Origin of the sequence: Streptomyces sp. P1-3, from assembly GCF_050613155.1 — a bacterium.
GTDB lineage: Bacteria > Actinomycetota > Actinomycetes > Streptomycetales > Streptomycetaceae > Streptomyces.
In genome coordinates, this window is record NZ_CP192512.1 from 7,883,058 (window position 1) to 7,900,166 (window position 17,109).

The 17,109-nt window shown below is 72.5% G+C and carries 7 protein-coding genes and 2 pseudogenes; 2 read left to right on the forward strand and 7 right to left on the reverse strand.

The window, feature by feature from the left end; translation table 11 throughout:
• Positions 1–108 precede the first annotated feature (108 nt).
• From ACQUSR_RS33870 to ACQUSR_RS33880, 3 genes and pseudogenes are all read right to left on the reverse strand, one after another.
• Complete coding sequence (locus ACQUSR_RS33870) at positions 109–708, reverse strand: AAA family ATPase (protein WP_431047244.1); 600 nt, start codon at positions 706–708, stop codon at positions 109–111.
• Positions 709–1,060: 352 nt separating this feature from the next.
• The gene (locus ACQUSR_RS33875; RefSeq protein ID WP_431047246.1) at positions 1,061–1,873 is read right to left on the reverse strand and encodes an acyl carrier protein; all 813 of its coding nucleotides are present in this window, start codon (positions 1,871–1,873) and stop codon (positions 1,061–1,063) included.
• A gap of 186 nt (positions 1,874–2,059) precedes the next feature.
• Positions 2,060–3,352, reverse strand: a pseudogene (locus ACQUSR_RS33880) (recombinase family protein).
• A 118-nt stretch (positions 3,353–3,470) separates the two neighbouring features.
• On the opposite strand from ACQUSR_RS33880, the pseudogene ACQUSR_RS33885 reads away from it, so the two are divergent.
• Together ACQUSR_RS33885 and ACQUSR_RS33890 are read left to right on the forward strand one after the other, a co-directional pair.
• Positions 3,471–4,309, forward strand: a pseudogene (locus tag ACQUSR_RS33885) (IS5 family transposase).
• Between the two features lie 139 nt (positions 4,310–4,448).
• On the forward strand, positions 4,449–7,862 hold the full coding sequence (locus ACQUSR_RS33890) for an amino acid adenylation domain-containing protein (protein WP_431047248.1): 3,414 nt from the start codon (positions 4,449–4,451) through the stop codon (positions 7,860–7,862).
• Between the two features lie 90 nt (positions 7,863–7,952).
• On the opposite strand, the gene ACQUSR_RS33895 is transcribed toward ACQUSR_RS33890, so the two are convergent.
• From ACQUSR_RS33895 to ACQUSR_RS33910, 4 genes are read right to left on the reverse strand one after another with little or no spacing between them, the layout of a single operon-like run.
• Positions 7,953–9,299 carry an MATE family efflux transporter gene (locus tag ACQUSR_RS33895; protein WP_431047250.1) on the reverse strand — a complete coding sequence of 449 codons (1,347 nt, stop codon included), beginning with the start codon at positions 9,297–9,299 and terminating at the stop codon, positions 7,953–7,955.
• The gene (locus ACQUSR_RS33900; protein ID WP_431047252.1) at positions 9,299–10,048 is read right to left on the reverse strand and encodes a thioesterase II family protein; all 750 of its coding nucleotides are present in this window, start codon (positions 10,046–10,048) and stop codon (positions 9,299–9,301) included. The genes ACQUSR_RS33895 and ACQUSR_RS33900 overlap by 1 nt, the downstream gene beginning before the upstream one ends.
• 43 nt (positions 10,049–10,091) lie before the next feature.
• Positions 10,092–10,853, reverse strand: a complete 762-nt coding sequence (locus ACQUSR_RS33905) for an LLM class flavin-dependent oxidoreductase (RefSeq protein ID WP_431047254.1) — start codon at positions 10,851–10,853, stop codon at positions 10,092–10,094.
• Positions 10,850–17,074, reverse strand: coding sequence for an amino acid adenylation domain-containing protein (locus tag ACQUSR_RS33910; RefSeq protein ID WP_431047256.1), 6,225 nt, complete (start codon positions 17,072–17,074; stop codon positions 10,850–10,852). The genes ACQUSR_RS33905 and ACQUSR_RS33910 overlap by 4 nt, the downstream gene beginning before the upstream one ends.
• Positions 17,075–17,109: the final 35 nt, after the last annotated feature.

Consider the following 17,109-nt stretch of genomic DNA (forward strand, 5'->3'; position numbering starts at 1 on the left):
GATCACCATGCCGGTCACGAACACGGGACTGCTGAGCACTGGAGGATTCTCCGTGGTCATCGGTGGGCCTGGTCGGGACGTGCGTGCCTGGTCCAGGGCTGGTGTGGATCAGCTGTCGCAGCAGTCGCACATGACCTCGTCAACGGGCATGCCGGTGTGAGCGCGCGCGAGGTCGGCGGTGGAGTGGACGACGGTCCACGCAGCCCCAGGGCAGCCAGGTGTAGTGGCGCAGGGGACGCGGGCCTCGAACCGCGCGTCGAAAGGGTCACCATCGTCGACCCACCGCACCGAGATCTCCTGCCCACCAGCAGCGAACGTCCTGGTGCGATGACCACCGTCGGCGGGGTTCCATTCGAACAGCGAGGCCGCCTGTCCGAAGACGCGTCGGACCTCGGCGAGGTCCTCGTGGTCGCCGTCCTCCTCGGCCAGCCGCAGGAGGGAGCAAGCCAGGACCGGCAGATCCCGAGCGTGGACCACCGCGTCCACCTCGTCGGCCAGCGTCGGGAGGGCCGCGGTCAGCAGGGAGTGCTGCTGCTCCACCGCGGCCGTCGGCACCCGGAGGTTGTCGGGGCGGGCCGCGTTGCGGGCCTGGGCTACGGCGAGATTGGTATCGGTGAGGAGGGCGACTACCGGGCGGCCGTGGCTGCGGGCCCCGCCGATCAGGTTCTGGCGGTCCTGCTCCTGGGCATGGGTTGTGTTCCCTGTCAAGTGCTTCTGTTCAGGCTGACTCACCGGTGGGGAAGGCGAGGGGACGGCGCAGCCAGTCTCTATTGAGCCCCGAACAGGCTCTGCGGCTTCTCATCGGGCCAGTTCCGGTGCTGCAAGTTCTGCATCGCCTGATCGGCCGACTGCCTGTGGGCTGATACAGCTAACCCAGTGACCTGCGTGGCCAGGCACCACGCAGGCAAGACGGTACGGACAAGAATCCAAAGCATGTCCCCATCCGCTGCTGATCCCTGGTGGAGCCGCTCGCGCGAGGGTGACCCGTCGCTGGGACCCACGGGCCCCCTTCTCCCGGGGCTACGGCCCCCTTGGGCCCGAAGTCCCGTCGTCCGGAGGGCTACGTGCGAGGGAGTGAGGTGTTGGTGATCGGGAGCGGCTGGTCCGCTCCCGCCACGTAGAGGTCCGTCGGAGCCGTGCGCAGCTTGAACGTATCGTCCTCGCGCGAGACGCGCACGGACAGCACGAAGAAGCCGTCGTCCTCGACGGTGGTCTTCACGTGGTACTCGTTCTCCCAGTAGGTCTGCAGGAAGACCTCGGTGCCCCCGGGCTCGACCCCTTTGGGGAGCCTGACCTTGCCCTGGACGGTGAGGGTGTCGCCCGCCTTCACCTTCTTCTTGTTGACCTGGTAACTGACGGAGCTGGGCTTGGCGTTGGCAGCCACGGTGGTGTCTGCGTAGTAGCCGTCTTGCGGGGTGTTGAGGTCGCCGTCCTCGTCGTAGAGGGCCGTGATCTGCACCCCGTGCTGGACATTGAGCAGGCTGCCGCCGCTCACGTGGTCGATGTCGACGTCGGGGATGGTGAACCTCCCGTTGGCGTCGGTGACCGGCGTGCCCAGGTCGCGCGGCTCGTAGTAGTTGGGGTCGATCGGGTCGCCCCACGGATTCCAGGTGGTGAAGAGGACGACCTCCTGGATGGTGACGGGGATGTTGGGCGCCGGGGTGCCGTCGGCCTTGGTGACGGTACCGGTGACGTCGACCTTGCGGTTGTCGTAGTCGGTACTGGTCGGGTTGGTGCTCACGGTCAGCACGTAAGCGTCGCCTGGGGAAGCGTCCGAGGGCTTCGCTGAGGCGGCGGGCGCGGACAGGGCGCCTGCGGCGAGCAGGAGCGCGGCGGTGGCGGCAAGCCGCGTCGGCAGGGACTTCCTGGGCACGGGTCAACTCCAACTTTTGTTGGGACTAGAGGAGTCGCGCCGGGCGGCACCGGTTCCGCCGCAGCGCAGGTGTGCGACACACCAGGTTCGACCGGCGGGGTGGGGCGGGAGTTGTCCCCTGTGCGACCGCTGTTACGCGGCTGTGGCAGGAGACGGGTTTGTCCGGGTTACGTGTTCACCTGGACGTCAGCCGCAGGCCGCCCCCGCATTGCCCTCGACGGGTGGAGATGGGGATTTGAGGTAGAACCGGAAGCGTGACACTTCCGCGCGGTGCATGTGGTGTGTGAGGTGTGAGTGGCCGGCTGTCGCGCAGCATTTGCACGGCCTCACCCATAGGCGGTGCCCGCCGGGCGGGCGCGACGTCGCCGCCGACACCCGCCTGGCCGGGTCGGCCGTGAAGTTCCGGTGAGCTCTCCCGCCCCATGGGATCGCGGTGCCGCTGCCCGGTCCGGTGATCCGGGCGCGGACTGGCCTCCGCGGGCTGATGATCTCCGCCTCGGCCCGTGCGTCCTGCTCGTCGGCTTCGGCGAGTGCCCGGTACAGCGAGGCGACCGACGGCGACTTGCCCGCGTTCTTGCCGGTCTTGATGGTCAGTTTCTTCGCGATCTCCGGCACGGGCACGCCGCGGTCTTTGAGCGCGCGGGCGAAGAGGAGGGAGTCCTCGTCGATGACCTTCGGCCGCCCGCCGTGGTTGCCCTTCGCGGCGGCGGCGTGCTGGCCTTCCAGGGTCTTCTCCCGGATGTAGTTGCGCTCGATCTGGGCGGCGGCGGCCAGGACGGCGAAGAACATTGCTCCCATGCCGTTGGGGTCGTAGATGCCGGTGAGCGGGCCGGTGAAGAGTTCGAGCTGGACGCCGGCGGTCTAGAGCTGGCCGGACAGCGTCATCAGCTCGGCGGCGTTGCGGGCCAGCCGCTTGAGCTCGTGGACGGTGAGGATGACCTCCTGGTCGGGGGCGGCCTCCTTGATGTCGTACGCCAGCTTGAGCGCCTTCTCCAGCTCCGGCCGCGTCTTCACCCGGGTGGAGATCTTCTCGGAGAAGACCGTCTTGCAGTGGGCGAGGGCGAGGGCGTCGAGCTGGGACTGGAGTTCCTGCTGCGCGGTCGAACAGCGGGCGTACCCGATCCGGATCGGTTTCGCGGCCGGCGCCGCCGGGGTCTGCTCGACGGGCGGGCCCGGTTTCCACGGCCGCCCCGGGCCGCGGTCCTCGGGAACGAGGGTCTCCAGCTCCTCGCGGAGGGCGGGGACGAGGATGAAGCGCGGGGTGTGGTACTTCGTCGCGGTCTTCCCGCCGCGGGTGCGGCACGGGCTCCCGGCGAGGGCTTCGCACTTCGGGCAGTCGTTTCGTTCTACCGCGTTTGCTGCTTGATCGGGCGTCAGGTCCACCCCGACGACCGCATCAGCACCGCAGCCTCGCACCACGCAAATCCGGAGGCACCAGGGCCTTAGAGATGAAAACGACCTCTTAGAAGTCGTTTTCATCGGTGAAGTTTCAGTTCCTCCACGTTTGATGATTGCCGTGGTGCGGTGCTGGTGCGGCGCCTGATGTGGTTGAGCTGTAGGGGTCGGATGGTGTCTCGCCGGGGGTGGGAGGCGGCTTGTGCCTGTCTCATCCCAGGACGCCCGTTTCACGGTCGTGCCTCCACGGGTACGGGCGCGCGCCTGGGCGCGTGTCCGCGCGGGCGGTACGTCCAGGTGACGACCTGCGCGAGATCATGAAAGCGATCTTGTACATCGACCGCACCGGCGTGCAGTGGCGCTACCTGCCGCACGAATTCCCCCACTGGAACACGGTCTACGGCTACTTCGCCAAATGGCAGAAGGACGGCATCTTCGTCCAGCTCAACGGCCTGCTGCGTGAGCTGGTACGCCGACAGGAGGGCTGAAACGCGAGCCCGTCGGCCTGCGTGATCGACGCGCAGAGCGTCAAGACCTCCACCAGCGTGCCCGTCACGAGTCAGGGCACGGACGCGGGCAAGAAGATCGTGGGGCGCGAGCGGAGCATCGTCACGGACGCGCTCGGCCTGTTGCTCGCGGTGCTGGTCACCGCGGCCGGCGTCCAGGACTCGGCAGCCGGCACCCACCTGCTCGACCAAGTCGCCGCCGCCCACCCCGGCCTCCGCGAGGTCTGGGTCGACGGCGGCTACCGCAAGCATCTCGTCGAGCACGCCGCCACCCGGCATCGACATGGAAATCGCCACCCGGACCCCGGGAACCAAGGGATTCACACCCATCCCGAGGCGGTGGGCGGTGGAGCGGACGTACGGCTGGTTGATGCTTCACCGCCGCCTGGCCCGCGACTACGAAACCCTGCCCGCCCGCTCCGAAGCTATGATCCACCTCGCCATGACCGACCTCATGGCCCGCCGCCTCACCGGCGAGACCACTGTCTCCTGGCGTGACACGACATCACGCGATGAAGTCCGCGTTCCAGGATGAAACAGCGACGATCAGGTCGGCGCGCAGCCGATCGCCGACGCGGCGACCGGCGGCCTTCTGAACTGTTGTCCGACGGCGCGACATCACATGTACAATTTCACATGTCACAGATCAGTGTATCAGTGAGAAGGCGGGTTCCATGCTCAGCCCTTTCGACGACCCGACACGGCGGTACTCGATCCTCGTCAACAGCCTTGACGAATACTCGCTGTGGTCGGACGAGTTGGCGGTGCCACCCGGCTGGCAGGCCCTGCGGACCGGGCTCGGTTGGCAGGCGGCCATGGCAGCCGTCGACCGGTGCACGCAGACACCTCGCACCACCGTCGCCAGCGCCCACCCGGTTGTCTCCCTGACTATCGACGTGGCCGAGGAGATCGCCCGCCGGGCGGCCCAACGGCCGGACGCAGCCGCCGTGCTCACGCACAGTCGCGCAGGCCTGGAGCACGCTCTGTCCTATCGCGACCTCGACGAACGGGCGGAGCGCCTGGCCGCCCGGCTGGCGGGCGAAGGGGCGGGGCCGGAGCAGCTCGTCGCGGTGGCGCTGACGCGCGGGCCCGCCTTGGTGGTCGCGCTCCTCGCCGTGCTCAAGGCGGGGGCGGCGTACCTGCCGGTCGACCCTGGTCTTCCCCCGGAGCGCGTCGCCCTGATGATCCAGGACGCGGCGCCGTGCCTCCTCCTGACGGACTCCGTGACCGCCGGTCGCATCGCGCTCACCGGAGCGCCCAGCCTGCTGGTGGACGCGCCGGACGCGCCTACCGAGCCGGGGCACGCCGCCTCGCCGTGGACGCCCCCCGCCGTGGAGCCGGGCCAGGCGGCATACGTTCTCTACACCTCGGGATCGACCGGCCGCCCCAAGGGCGTCGTCATCAGCCGCGGCGCGTACGGCCACGCGCTCGCCGGGCTGACGGCCCGTCTGGGTATCACCGCTGCGGACCGGGTACTCGCCGCGACCACCGTCTCCTTCGACATCGCGGGACTCGAACTTTTCGGCACCCTGCTGGCCGGCGCCACCGTGGTGCTCGCCGACCCCGAACAAGCCGGCGACCCGCTCGCGTTGGCGCAGTTGGTACAGGTCGCCGACGTCGACGTCGTCCAAGCCACCCCGTCGCTGTGGCAGGGGCTGCTGGCGGTACGCCCGGATCGGCTGCGGGGAGTCCGGGCGCTGGTGGGCGGCGAGGCCCTGCCCAGGGAGCTGGCCGACCGACTCCTGCCGGTGGCGGCGCGAGTCACCAACCTCTACGGGCCGACCGAGACGACCATCTGGTCCCTGACCGCCGAGGTCGCACCCGGGACCACCGCCCCGCCGATCGGCACCCCGCTGCCGGGCACCGGCGCCCGGGTGCTCGACGCCCAGCTGCGGCCGGCCCCGGTAGGCGCCGAGGGCGAGCTGTACCTCACCGGCCCCACCCTGGCCCGCGGCTACCTGCGCCGCCCCGGCTTGACCTCCGCCCGTTTCGCCGCCGACCCGGCAGGCCCGCCGGGCGCCCGGATGTACCGCACCGGGGACCTCGCGACGCTGCGCCCGGACGGGTCGATCGAGTACCGGGGGCGGGCCGACGACCAGATCAAGATCCGCGGTCACCGGATCGAACCGGGTGAGGTCGCCGCCGTCCTGCTGCGCGATCCGATGGTGGGTCAGGCGGCGGTCGTGGCCCAGGGGCCGGACCCGGAGCGGCGCCGGCTGGTCGCCTACCTGGTCCCCGCTCCCCGGACCGGAGAACTCCTCCGGTCCGGGCCCGGGGACGGCGACACGGCACGTGTGCGGGAGTCGGCCGAGCGTGCGCTGCCCGCCTACATGGTCCCCGCCGCGATCGTGTGGCTGGACCGGCTCCCGATGACCCCGAGCGGCAAGCTGGACCGCAACGCGCTGGCCGCACCCGAGTTCACCCCGCGCACGGGACGACGCGCCGCCGAGGGCCCCGTCGAGCAGGCGCTGGCCGGGCTGTTCGCGCAGGTACTGGAGACCGAGCAGGTCGGCGCCGACGACAGCTTCTTCGACCTGGGCGGCAATTCCCTGCTCGCGGTGCGGCTCATCGGACGCCTCGGCGCGCTCTTCACCGCCGAGCTCACCGTGCGGGACGTCTTCGCCGCCCCGACCGTGGCCGGCCTCGCCGAGCGGTTGGCCTCTTTGGAGCACGCGCAGGCCGGTGGGTCGGCCCGCCCGGCACTGCGGCCCGCCCGCCGCCCGGCCCGGACCCCGCTCTCCCACACCCAGCAACGGCTCTGGTTCATCGACCTGCTGGAGGGGCCAAATCCCCGCTACAACCTGCCACTGGCCGTGGAGTTCACCGGGCCGCTCGAAGCCGCTGCTCTGCGGGCCGCGCTCGTCGATGTGGTGACCCGGCACGAAGCCCTGCGCACCCTGCTCCCGGATGATGACGGAGTTCCGTACCAGCACGTGGTGCCGGCCGCGGATGTCCACCTGGAGCTGCCCGAGCACCAGGCCACGCCAGCGGCGCTCGACGGGCACCTGCGACAGGCCGCGCGGGAGGTCTTCGACCTCGCGGCCGACCTCCCGGTACGGGCCTCGCTGTGGCGCACTGCGGCGGCCGGCGGTCCGCAACGCTCGACGCTCCTGCTCGTCCTGCACCACAGCGCGGCCGACGGCTGGTCCACCGGGCCGCTGCTGCGCGACCTGCTGACCGCCTACCGGGCCAGGCTGGCCGGATCGGCTCCCGACTGGGCGCCCCTGCCCGTCCAGTACGCGGACCACGTGCTCTGGCAACGCGAACTGCTGACGGCCCGGGCCGGGGAGCGGGCCGAGTTCTGGCGCACGGCCCTGGCCGGAGCACCGACGGACCCTGCCCTGCCCACCGACCGGCCGAGGAGGACGGCGGACGGGCCGGGCAGGTGGCTGCCGTTGGAGATCCCGCCCGCCCTGCACGCGGGACTGGCAGCGCTGGCCCGCCGACGGAACTGCACCGTCTTCATGACCGTGCACGCGGCTCTGGCCGCACTACTCACCCGAGCGGGGGCCGGCACCGACGTCACGATCGGCACGGTGGTCGTCGGCCGCCCCGACAGTGTGTTGGAGGACCTGGTCGGCTTCTTCGTCAACACCCTGGTGCTGCGCTCTGACACCTCCGGCAACCCGTCGACGGCCGAGCTGCTGGCCCGGGTCCGGGAGGCGGATCTGGAGTTCCTCGCCCGCCAGGAGACGCCGTTCGACGAGGTGGTGGAGGCCGTGGCGCCGCCCAGGTCCAGGGCCCACCACCCGCTCTTCCAGGTCCTGCTCGCGTTCCAGGTCGAGCCGCCGCGGCTTCCCGGGGTGCCGGGCCTGACGATACGGCATCGCGAACTGGCGACGGACACCGCCAAGTTCGACCTGACGTTCACCCTGACCGAACACCCGGGGAGCGGCAGTGGCGGCCTGGGCGGCATCACGGGTGGGATCGAGTACGCAGCCGACCTCTTCGAAGAGGCGACGGCCCGTTGGCTGGCGGATGGCCTGCTCGCTCTGCTGCGGGCTTCGGTGGAGCAGCCGGACACGCCCATCGGGGCGGTGGAGCTCGCCGACCGGCCCGCCCCGGACCGGTCGGCGCCCGCGCACTGAGAACCGGCGCGCACCCCATTGCGCACAAGGCCGGACGCCCCCGGACCGCCCCCATGGACAGGGCGGACCGAGGGCGGACGAGCGGATGGGTCAGACCGGCACGGGAGCCGCGACCGCCCGGGCGCTGTAACGTCGGAAGCACCAGCCCTGGGCCGCGATCAGGACCACGTTGACCACGGCCAGCGTGCCCCAGAGCGCGGTGAGGCCGCCGCCGGCCGCCGCCGGTCCGGCCAGGAGGGCCAGCACGCCGTAGCAGGCCGCGAAGCAGAGCATGCTCGGCAGGGTCCGCCGGACACCGATCAGCCCGAAGCCGAACAGGGCCTGGAATGCGTCCGCCAGGGTCGTCGCCAACACGAGCGGCAGCAGGTCCACCAAGCCGTCCCGCACTTCGGGGTCCGTACTGAACACCGCCAGCACGGGCCCGCGGGCCACCGAGAGCAGCCCGCCGAGCAACAGCACCGCCCCGGCGGCGACGACCAGCCCGGACAGTGCCCCGGCCCGCACACCCGCCAGGTCCTGCTCCTTCAGCCGCTCCGCCACCACCGGCACGACCGCCTGCCCGACCGCCACCGCCGCGGTGAACATCAGGTTCACCAGCGACACCGCGACGCTGTGCACGGCAGCCGCCTCCGTGCTGATCCGGGCGGCCGAGAAGGCCAGTACGCCCAGGACCGCGAACTTGATCAGCACGGTGGCGGCCAGCGGAATGCCGACCCGCGCCAGAGCGATCACCTCCGCCGGCTGCGGGCGCCCCAACCTCAGGGAGTGCCCTGCCAGTTGCGGAGACCGCCGGAGCCCGATCTGCGCGACGACGGCGCTGATCGCACTGGCAGTCAGCATCGCGATCCCGGCGCCCGCCAGGCCGAGGGAGGGCAGCGGACCGGGTCCGCCGACCAGAAGCAGCGACAGCACGACGGCAGCCCCCGTGCCAGCGAGTCCGGAGCGCATCACCAGGCGGCCTCGACCCAGCCCGATCAGGGCGGAGCCCGCCGTGGTCGACACCGCGGTCAACAAGGTGGCTGCCGCCAGCAGGACCGGGAACAGGCCGAGCTGATCGAGTGTCGCGTCCGGCACGCCCCCGATCCGGCCGATCCACGGCACCGCCGCCACCGAGAGGGCGCCCAGACCACCGGTGGCAACGGCCAGCCACATCCCGTTGCGCAGAACTGAGACGAGCTGCGCCGGCTCGTCCTGGTGCTCCGTCACGAAGGGCATCACGCCGCGCTGCGCGCCGGCGATCGCCGCGGTGGCCGGGCCGAAGACGGCCATGGTGACGGCGAGACCCGCCAGTGCCGCGGTCTTGTGGTGGCCCAGGACGGCGGTGTCCACCAAAGCGCCCGCCGAGGCCGAGATCATCGACAGGTAGAGCGGCAGTGCGGCTGCGGCGACCTGCCTGATCTGTGCTGCCGCTGTCGGCCGCCCGTTCTTCGTTGTCACTAAAACTGCTCCCGTCCGATCTTCGTGAATATCCAACCCGTGGGCCTTGCCTTGAGCTCCGCGTCGATGCGATCGGCCACCTCATCGATCTGGCCGAAGAGGTAGAAATGGCCGCCCGCGAAGGTGTGGATGGTCATCGGCTGCCGGAACGCCCCGCACCAGCCGTCCGGCGAGGCCACCGGGTCGGCCAGGCCACAGAAGACCGCGGCGGGGGTCACACGCAGCTGAGCGCCGGCGATGGCCCGGTGGCCGTCGACCACGGCGAGGTCGGCCCGCAGGACGCCGAGCAGGTAGGCGCGCAGCTCCGGGTTCCGCAGGGCCTCCTCCGGGGTGCCGCCGAGCTCGCGCACATACTCCGTGAGCCGGTCGTCGCCCCACAGGTGCCGAGCCGCCACGGGGCGGGTGGCCGCGGCGGCGGGGGAGAGGCAGCCCGAGACGCCCACCCAGCCGGCCGGACGGCCGAGGCGTTCCAGCTCCCGGGCAGTTTCGAAGACGACCAGTCCGCCCATGCTGTGGCCGAAGAGCGCGCAGCCAGGTGCGAAGTCCCGCGTCACCACCTCGACCAGATAGGCCACGGCCTCGGCCATGCTGCGGCAAGGAGGCTCTCCGGCGCCGCGGCCGCGGCCCGGCAGATCGACCGCGACAGCGTCCCGGCCGCGGGCACCGAGCGCCCGGACGAGCCGCTGGTACGGCCCGGCCGAGCCGCCCGCGTGGTGCAGGATCAGCAGCTGCCGCGGTCCCCTTGGCACCGGCCCGGACCCGGGGGCGCTCACACCTCGGTGCATCGGCGGTTCAACTCGGCCAGGGGCTGGAGGCCGTGCAGGACCTCGTCGGTGCCGATGCCGATGCCGATGCCGGTGTCGATGCCGAAGTCGATGAGACAGCCGATCTCGTCAACCCGATCGCGGCCAGCGATTCGACCAGCGGAGTTGCGTGGGTGTGCACCATGACGCAGACCCGTTCCCGCTCGATGCCGTGGCCGTGCGCGGTCAGGGCGTCGGTGTACCCGGCCGGATTCTCCTCCAGTTGGTCCAGCGACTGACCGAGCAGATGGGTCAGCACCCCGGCACCCGGCTCCCCGGCCAGTGCATACGTCTGCGGCGAGCCCGCCGCCGTGATCCACAGGGGCAGCCTGCCGCGCCGAGGCGTCGGGTAGGTCCGGACGGGATGGCGGCGCCCAGCGGTGCCGGTGCGCTCGACGGCGGCACCGGACCAGAGTCGGAGCACCTCGTCGATCCCCCGGCGCATCTCCTCCTCGGCCTCGGCGAAGCTCTCCCGCGCGAGGACGAGGTCCTGCGGATTCCAGCCGCAGGCGACCCCTCGGCCCGACCGCCGGAGAGCCGGTCCACCACGGCCCATTCCTCCGCGACCCGAAGCGGATCGTGCAGCGGCGGCACCACGCGGCCGCCCCGCACCGAACGGATGGAAGTGCCGCTCCGGTGTCCAGACGGCCGAGAACCCCTCCGCGTCGGCGAACCGGGACGCCTCGATGAGCAGCCGGTACTGCTCGTCGGAGTCGTCTCCGGTAGCGAAGAGGAACAGGCTGGACCTCATACGTCCTCACTCGTGCCGTCGGTGTCCGGGCGGCCGTCGACCCGGGCCTGCGGATCGAACACCAGCGCGTAGAGAGCGGCCCGGTAGGCCGCAAGCAGTGCCGCCGCGCCGGGGCCGTCGGCCCGGGACCGGGCGTACACCCGGAACCCGTCGGTGCCGTCCACGACCGAGAAGTGCACGCGCACACCCGGCTGGAGCAGCTCGGGTCCCACCCAACGCGCTGCCCTCCCGCCGAAGGTGACGTCCTCACCGTCGTCCCAGGCGTAGCCGAACACCACGTCCGGGTCACAGCCCAGCGCCGGATCCGCGGCCGCCAGGTCCGCGTACGGCACTGGGCGGACGCGCTCGATCCGGTCGAGGGTGGCGCGGACGGCCGACAGCACGGCACCGACCGGCTGCCCGGGGCGGATCGCGACGGGCAGGGGCACGACGTCGGCGAAGGCACCCACGGAAGTCTCCAGACCGGCGTCGGCCCGGCCGTCCCACGGCAGGGCGATCCGCAGCTCGCCCTTCTCGGCCACGGCCGCGGCGATGGCGAAGGCGGTGAGCTGGACGGCGTACGGCGCGATCCCGTCCCGGGCGCAGGCCGACCGGATCGCGGCGTGCAGTTCGGGCCGCGGCGCCCACTGGGACTCGGTGGCCCCGCCGACGGCCTCGGCCCCGGCGTCGGCGTGAGTCCCGCTCGAACCCCGTGCGAAGCCGGCCGGCCACCGGGCCGGGTCGCCCAGCAGGCTGCGCCACACCTCGGCGGCGTGCTTGGCCGGCGCGGTGCCGGCCAGCTCGTGACGCCAGGTCAGCTGCCGCAGGAACCCCTGGTCTTCCGGCCCGAGGGAGCCCGGGTCTTGATAGGCGGTGGACAGGTCATGGCACAGGCTCAGCAGCCCGAGGCCGTCCAGTGCCAGCGGGTGCACGGTCAGGGCCAGGAGCGCGGGCCCGTCCTGCGGCGTGGCGAGCATCAGCCGCAGCAGCGGATCCCTGCGCGGGTCGGGCACGCGGGCCTGCGCCGAGCGGTGCAGCCAGGCCGGGCGGTCCGCGGGCTCGACGGACTGCCCGGGCGTCACTTCGGCGACCGAGAGGTCGAGATCGCCCAGCGGGCGCGACCGCAGTCCGGTGCCGTCGGGTTCGGCGCAGAGGCGAAGCGCCGGGTGGCGCCGCAGGACCGCTTCCAGCGCGAGGCGCAGCCGCCGGGGCTCAGGCCGGGTGGCGAGTTCCAGGACGAAGGTCTTGCTCCCCGCTGCCGCCCCTGGGTGGGCGAGGTGGCGCAGCCCGGGCGGCAGAACGGGCGGCGGCCCGCCGGCCGGCAGCTCTTGGAGCCGTCCGCCGTCGTGGGGACCGCCGGGCTTGCGTCCGGTCAGCAGCCGGGCCACCTGCCCGGCTGTGCGGCAGCGGTAGAACTCCGCGACGGTGAGCTGCGCGGCGAAGCGGTCCCGGAGCCCGTACAGCACCCGGGCGGCGAGTAGCGAGTGGCCGCCGGCGGCGAAGAAGTCCTCGTCCGGGTGGAGTTCCGGCCGGTCGAGCACCCGGCGGAACACCGCGAGCACCTCGCCTGTCGGATCCGCGGCCGCGCCCGGGGCCGGTGCGGCGGGCGCCTCGGCGGGCGGACTCTCCGGTGGCGCGGCCAGGGGCACGGCGGTGCGGCCGGGCGGCGGCAGGAGCGCGGGCACCACCTTGCCGTTGGCGTTGACCGGCAGGGCGTCGAGCAGGGTGAAGGTGGACGGGACCATCGCGTGCGGCAGCTCGGCGAGCAACTGCTCGCGCACCCGCTCCAGCCGCGCAGCCAGCCCGTCGTCGACGACCAGGTAGGCGTCGATCCGCCGCGCGCCCTCCTCGCCCGCCACCACCAGCGCCACATCGCGCACGCCGGGCACCCGGCGGACCGCGAGATCGACCTCGGCCAGCTCGACCCGGTAGCCGCGGATCTTGACCTGCTGGTCGTCCCGGCCGCAGAACTCCAGATCGCCGCCGGGCAGCAGCCGCGCCCGGTCGCCCGAGCGGTAGAACGGGATGCCGTGGGCCCGCTCGAAACGCTCGGCGGTCAGCTCCGGTTGCGCCAGGTAGCCGTCGGCGACACAGACCCCGCCGATCCGCAGCTCGCCGACCGTCCCGTACGGCACGTCCCGCCCGTCAGGGTCGGTCAGCCGCAGCACGGTGTTCGGCAGCGGCCGACCGATCGGCGCGTAGCGCGGCCAGCTGCTCGGCGGTCCCTGGAAACGGTAGGAGGTGACCACATGGGTCTCGGCGGGCCCGTAGTTGTTCACCAGCCGGCAGCCCGGCAGCGCCTCGAAGAAGGCGACCACGCCCTCGCCGAGCCGCAGTTGCTCACCGGTCGCGGCGACCTCCCGCAGCGACCCGAACGCCGCCGCGTCGTCCTGGAAAACCGCGGCCAGCGAGTTGAGCAGGGAGACCGGCCAGATCGCCTTCTGCACCCCGTGCTCGGCGACGAAGGACGCCAGCAGCTCGTGGTCAAAGCGGGTCTCCTCGTCCGCGACGTGCAGCGATCCGCCGCCGCAGATCGCGGCGAAGATCTCATGGAAGGCCGCGTCGAAGCCGAGCGAGGCGAACTGCAGCCAGCGCAGCGCGCGACCGAAACCCTCGGTCTCCCAGTGGATCAGATTGCTCAGCGCCCGGTGCGGGAAGGCGATCCCTTTCGGCCGTCCGGTGCTGCCGCTGGTGAAGGTGAGGTAGACGAGGTCGTCGCCGCGCACCGCCGGAAGGACGGCAGGCGCCGGGCGCGAGCGGAGCTCGGCCAGCGTGGGCAGGACGACCGGCTCGGAACCCGGTGCGAACCCGGCCTGCTCCGGATGCCCGCACAGCACCACCACCGGTGCGCAGTCCTCGGCCATCACGGCCAGCCTGGCAGTCGGCAGGGCCAGGTCGAACGGGACGGCGACGGCGCCCGCGCGCACCACACCGAGCAGGGCGGCCACCGCCGGCACTCCCTTCGGCAGGGCGAGGCCGACCCGGTCCCCGGGCCGCACCCCGTACCCGGCCAGCAGGCCGGCGACAGCGGCCGAGACCGCGGCGAGCCCGCCGTACGTCAGCTCGACACCGCCCCCGCTGACCGCCAGGCGGTCCGGCTCACGGCGTGCCCGGTCCGCGAACACCTCGTGCACGGGGAGGTCCGGTACGTCGACCACCGGGCCGTGCAGGGCCGCCGCTGCCCGGGTGACCGCGGTGGCGGGGAGGGCCGGGACCCGGTCGACGGCCCGCGCGGGATCGGTGGTGAACTTGTCCAGCAGGTGGGCGAAGACAGCCGACCAGTCCTCGACGGCCGCGAGCTCGAACCGGTCCCGGTCGTAGCGCAGCCGGCCGCCGATCCGCCCGTCGGGCTCGAACCACCAGTCCAGCGACAGCTCGTACGGGCTGCCGGCGTATGCGAACGGCACCGGGTGCGCGGTCAGCCCGGCGGGCGGATCAGCCTCCGACGCGGCGGCACTGAGCATGTTGAAGAGCACGTCGATCAGCGGCGCTTCCCGCTGGTCGGGTGCCCGGTCGATCCGCCTGGCCAGGACCTCGAAGGGCAGGTCCTGATGGTCCAGAGCCGCTCGCAGCCGGCCCGAGACGTGCTCGACCAGGGCGAGGAAGTCGTCCTCCGGGCCGATCCGCACCCGCAGCGGCAGCGTGTTGACGAAGTTCCCGACCAGCTCCCTGGTCCGTGGGTCGTGGCGGCCCGCGACCGGGGTGCCGACCACCACCTCGGTCTGCCCGCCGAGCCTGCCGAGGAGGGCGCAGAACGCGGCGAGCACGACCGTGAACGGCGTCACCCGGGCGCGCTCGGCCAGCGCGCGGACCTGCGTGGAGACCGCCTCGGGGAGTACGAACTCCACCAGGCCGCCGCGGTAGCCGCGCTCGGCGGGGCGCCGATGCCCGGGCAGAGCGAGCGGACCGGGGAGGTCCGCGAGCTCGGCCCGCCAGAACGCGGCCTGCCGGTCGGCCTCGGCCGAGGCGAGCCAGGCGGCCTCGGCCCGGGCGTGCTCGGCCAGCAAGCCGTCCAGCACCGGCAGTTCGGGAGTACCGGCACCCGTGCGGTGCTCGTAACGGGCGAACAGGTCCCGCAGGATCAGACCGGTGGAGTGCGCGTCCGCGCAGATGTGGTGCACCGCGATCGCCAGCACATGGCGCTCGGGCGAGCGGCGGAACAGCCGGGCCACCAACGCGGGGGCCCGGTCCAGTGGGATCGCCACCGACAGGACCTCGTTCACCGAGCGCCGCAGGGCCGCGTCGTCCTCGACCGCCAGCACGGGCAGCTCCACCGCGGCCGCCGGCAGGATCTCGAACCTCGGCTCCAGCTCCGACCGGTGGAACCTCAGCCGCAGGCCGTCATGCCGGTCCACCACGTCCTGGAGAGCCGCCTGCAAGGCGGTGACATCCAGCGGGCCGCGCAACTCGGTGAGGACCGGCACATGGTGGGCCTCGGCCGCGCCAGGGACCTCGTCGAGGAACAGGAAGCGTTCCTGCAGGGCCGTCAGCGGCAGCAGCTCATGGTCGGCGCCGCCGGGCCCGGGAAGTGCCTCGGCGGCCGGCTCGCCCGGCTGCCCCGACTCGGCCAGCCTGGCCAGCTCGGTCAATCGCTGGGGCGTCGGCTCGTCCAGGAACGAACCCAGCGGGACGGCCACCCCCCACCGTTCCGCGGCGAGCGCCATGATCCGCTGGGCCGTCAGCGAGTCGCCGCCCAGGACGTACAGGTCGTCCTCCGGGGAGACGTCCTTCGGGGAGATGTCCTCTACCCCCAGGACCGTCCGGAAGATCTCCAGCGCCCCCTCGGTCCGGACGGGCCCGCTCGGCACCGCCGTATCCGGTACGCCCGGCCCTGCCTCTGCCTGCGGCGTGCCGGCCTCCAGCCAGTACCGCCGGCGTTCGAAGCGTTGCCGGGCCGGAGCCGGAGCCGGGGCCACAGGCGCGGGGGCTTCCGGGCCCTCCTCCAGCAGGACGTGCGCGTTGGTGCCGCCGACGCCGAACGCGCTCACCCCGGCCATCCGGGGAGCTTCGGACTCCCAGGAGCGCAGCTTGGTATTGACCCGGAACGGTGACGATGCGAAGTCGATGTGCGGGTTGGTCCGCTCGCAGCCGAGCGACGGCGGCAGGGCCCGGTGCCGCAGCAGCAGGACGGTCTTGATCAGTCCGGCGATGCCGGCCGCCGAATCCAGGTGCCCGATGTTGGACTTCACCGAGCCGAGGGCGCAGAAGCCGGTGGCCGTAGTGGTCCGGCGGAAGGCCTCGGTCAGCGCGGCCACCTCGATCGGGTCTCCGAGCAGGGTCGCGGTCCCGTGCGCCTCCAGGTGGCCCACCCGGTCCGCGGTGATACCGGCGAACCGGTGCACCCCGGCGATCAGTTCGGCCTGGCCGGCGATGCTGGGCGCGGTGTACCCGCTCTTGCGGGCACCGTCGTTGTTCACCGCGCTGGCCCGGATCACCGCCAGTACGCGGTCCCCGTCCGCCAGCGCGTCGTCCAGGCGCCGCAGGACCACCAGCCCGGCTCCGCTGGCGAAGACCGTCCCCGAGGCATCGGCCGAGAACGGCCGGCAGCGACCGTCGGGCGAGACGATCCCGCCCGGGGTGTACTCGTAGCCGACATCGTCCGGCCGGATCGCGGCACCGCCCGCGAGTACCGCGTCCGCCTCGTAGTCGAGCAGCATCCGGGCGGCCTGGTGCACGGCCACCAGGCTCGCCGAGCAGCCGCAGTCGACTGCCAGACTGGGTCCGGTCAGGCCGAGCCGGTAGGAGATCTGCGTGGCGGTGTAGCCCCGGTCGTTGCCCATCAGGACCCGGTGCCAGCCGTGCGTGCGGACCACCTCGGGGTGGGCGAGCACGTTGCGCAGCAAGTAGTCGGAGTGGTTCAGGCCGACCACCACGCCGACCGGGCCCGGAAAGCGGTCCCGGTCGATCCCGGCGTCCTGCAGGGCGTGCACGGCGAGCTCCAGCAGGATGCGCTGCTGCGGGTCGGTCAGCTGGGCTTCCGCCGGGGTCATCCCGAAGGCAGCCGCATCGAACAGCGCCGGGTCGGCGAACCGGCGGCGGACGGGCACATGGAACGACCCCCCGGGCGCCGGCTCCCGGGCACCCGCGCGGCCCAGCTCCTCCTTCGGCACCTCCTCGAAGAGGTCCCGTCCGTCGCGAAGCAGAGCCCAGAACTCCTCGGGCGAGTCGGCGCCGGGGAACCGGCAGGCGATCCCGGTGACGGCGATCGCCGGCAGGTCGTCATCGGGCAGATCGGCTGGCACGGGCTGCTCCTGGGTGAGGGGACGGGCGGGGACTG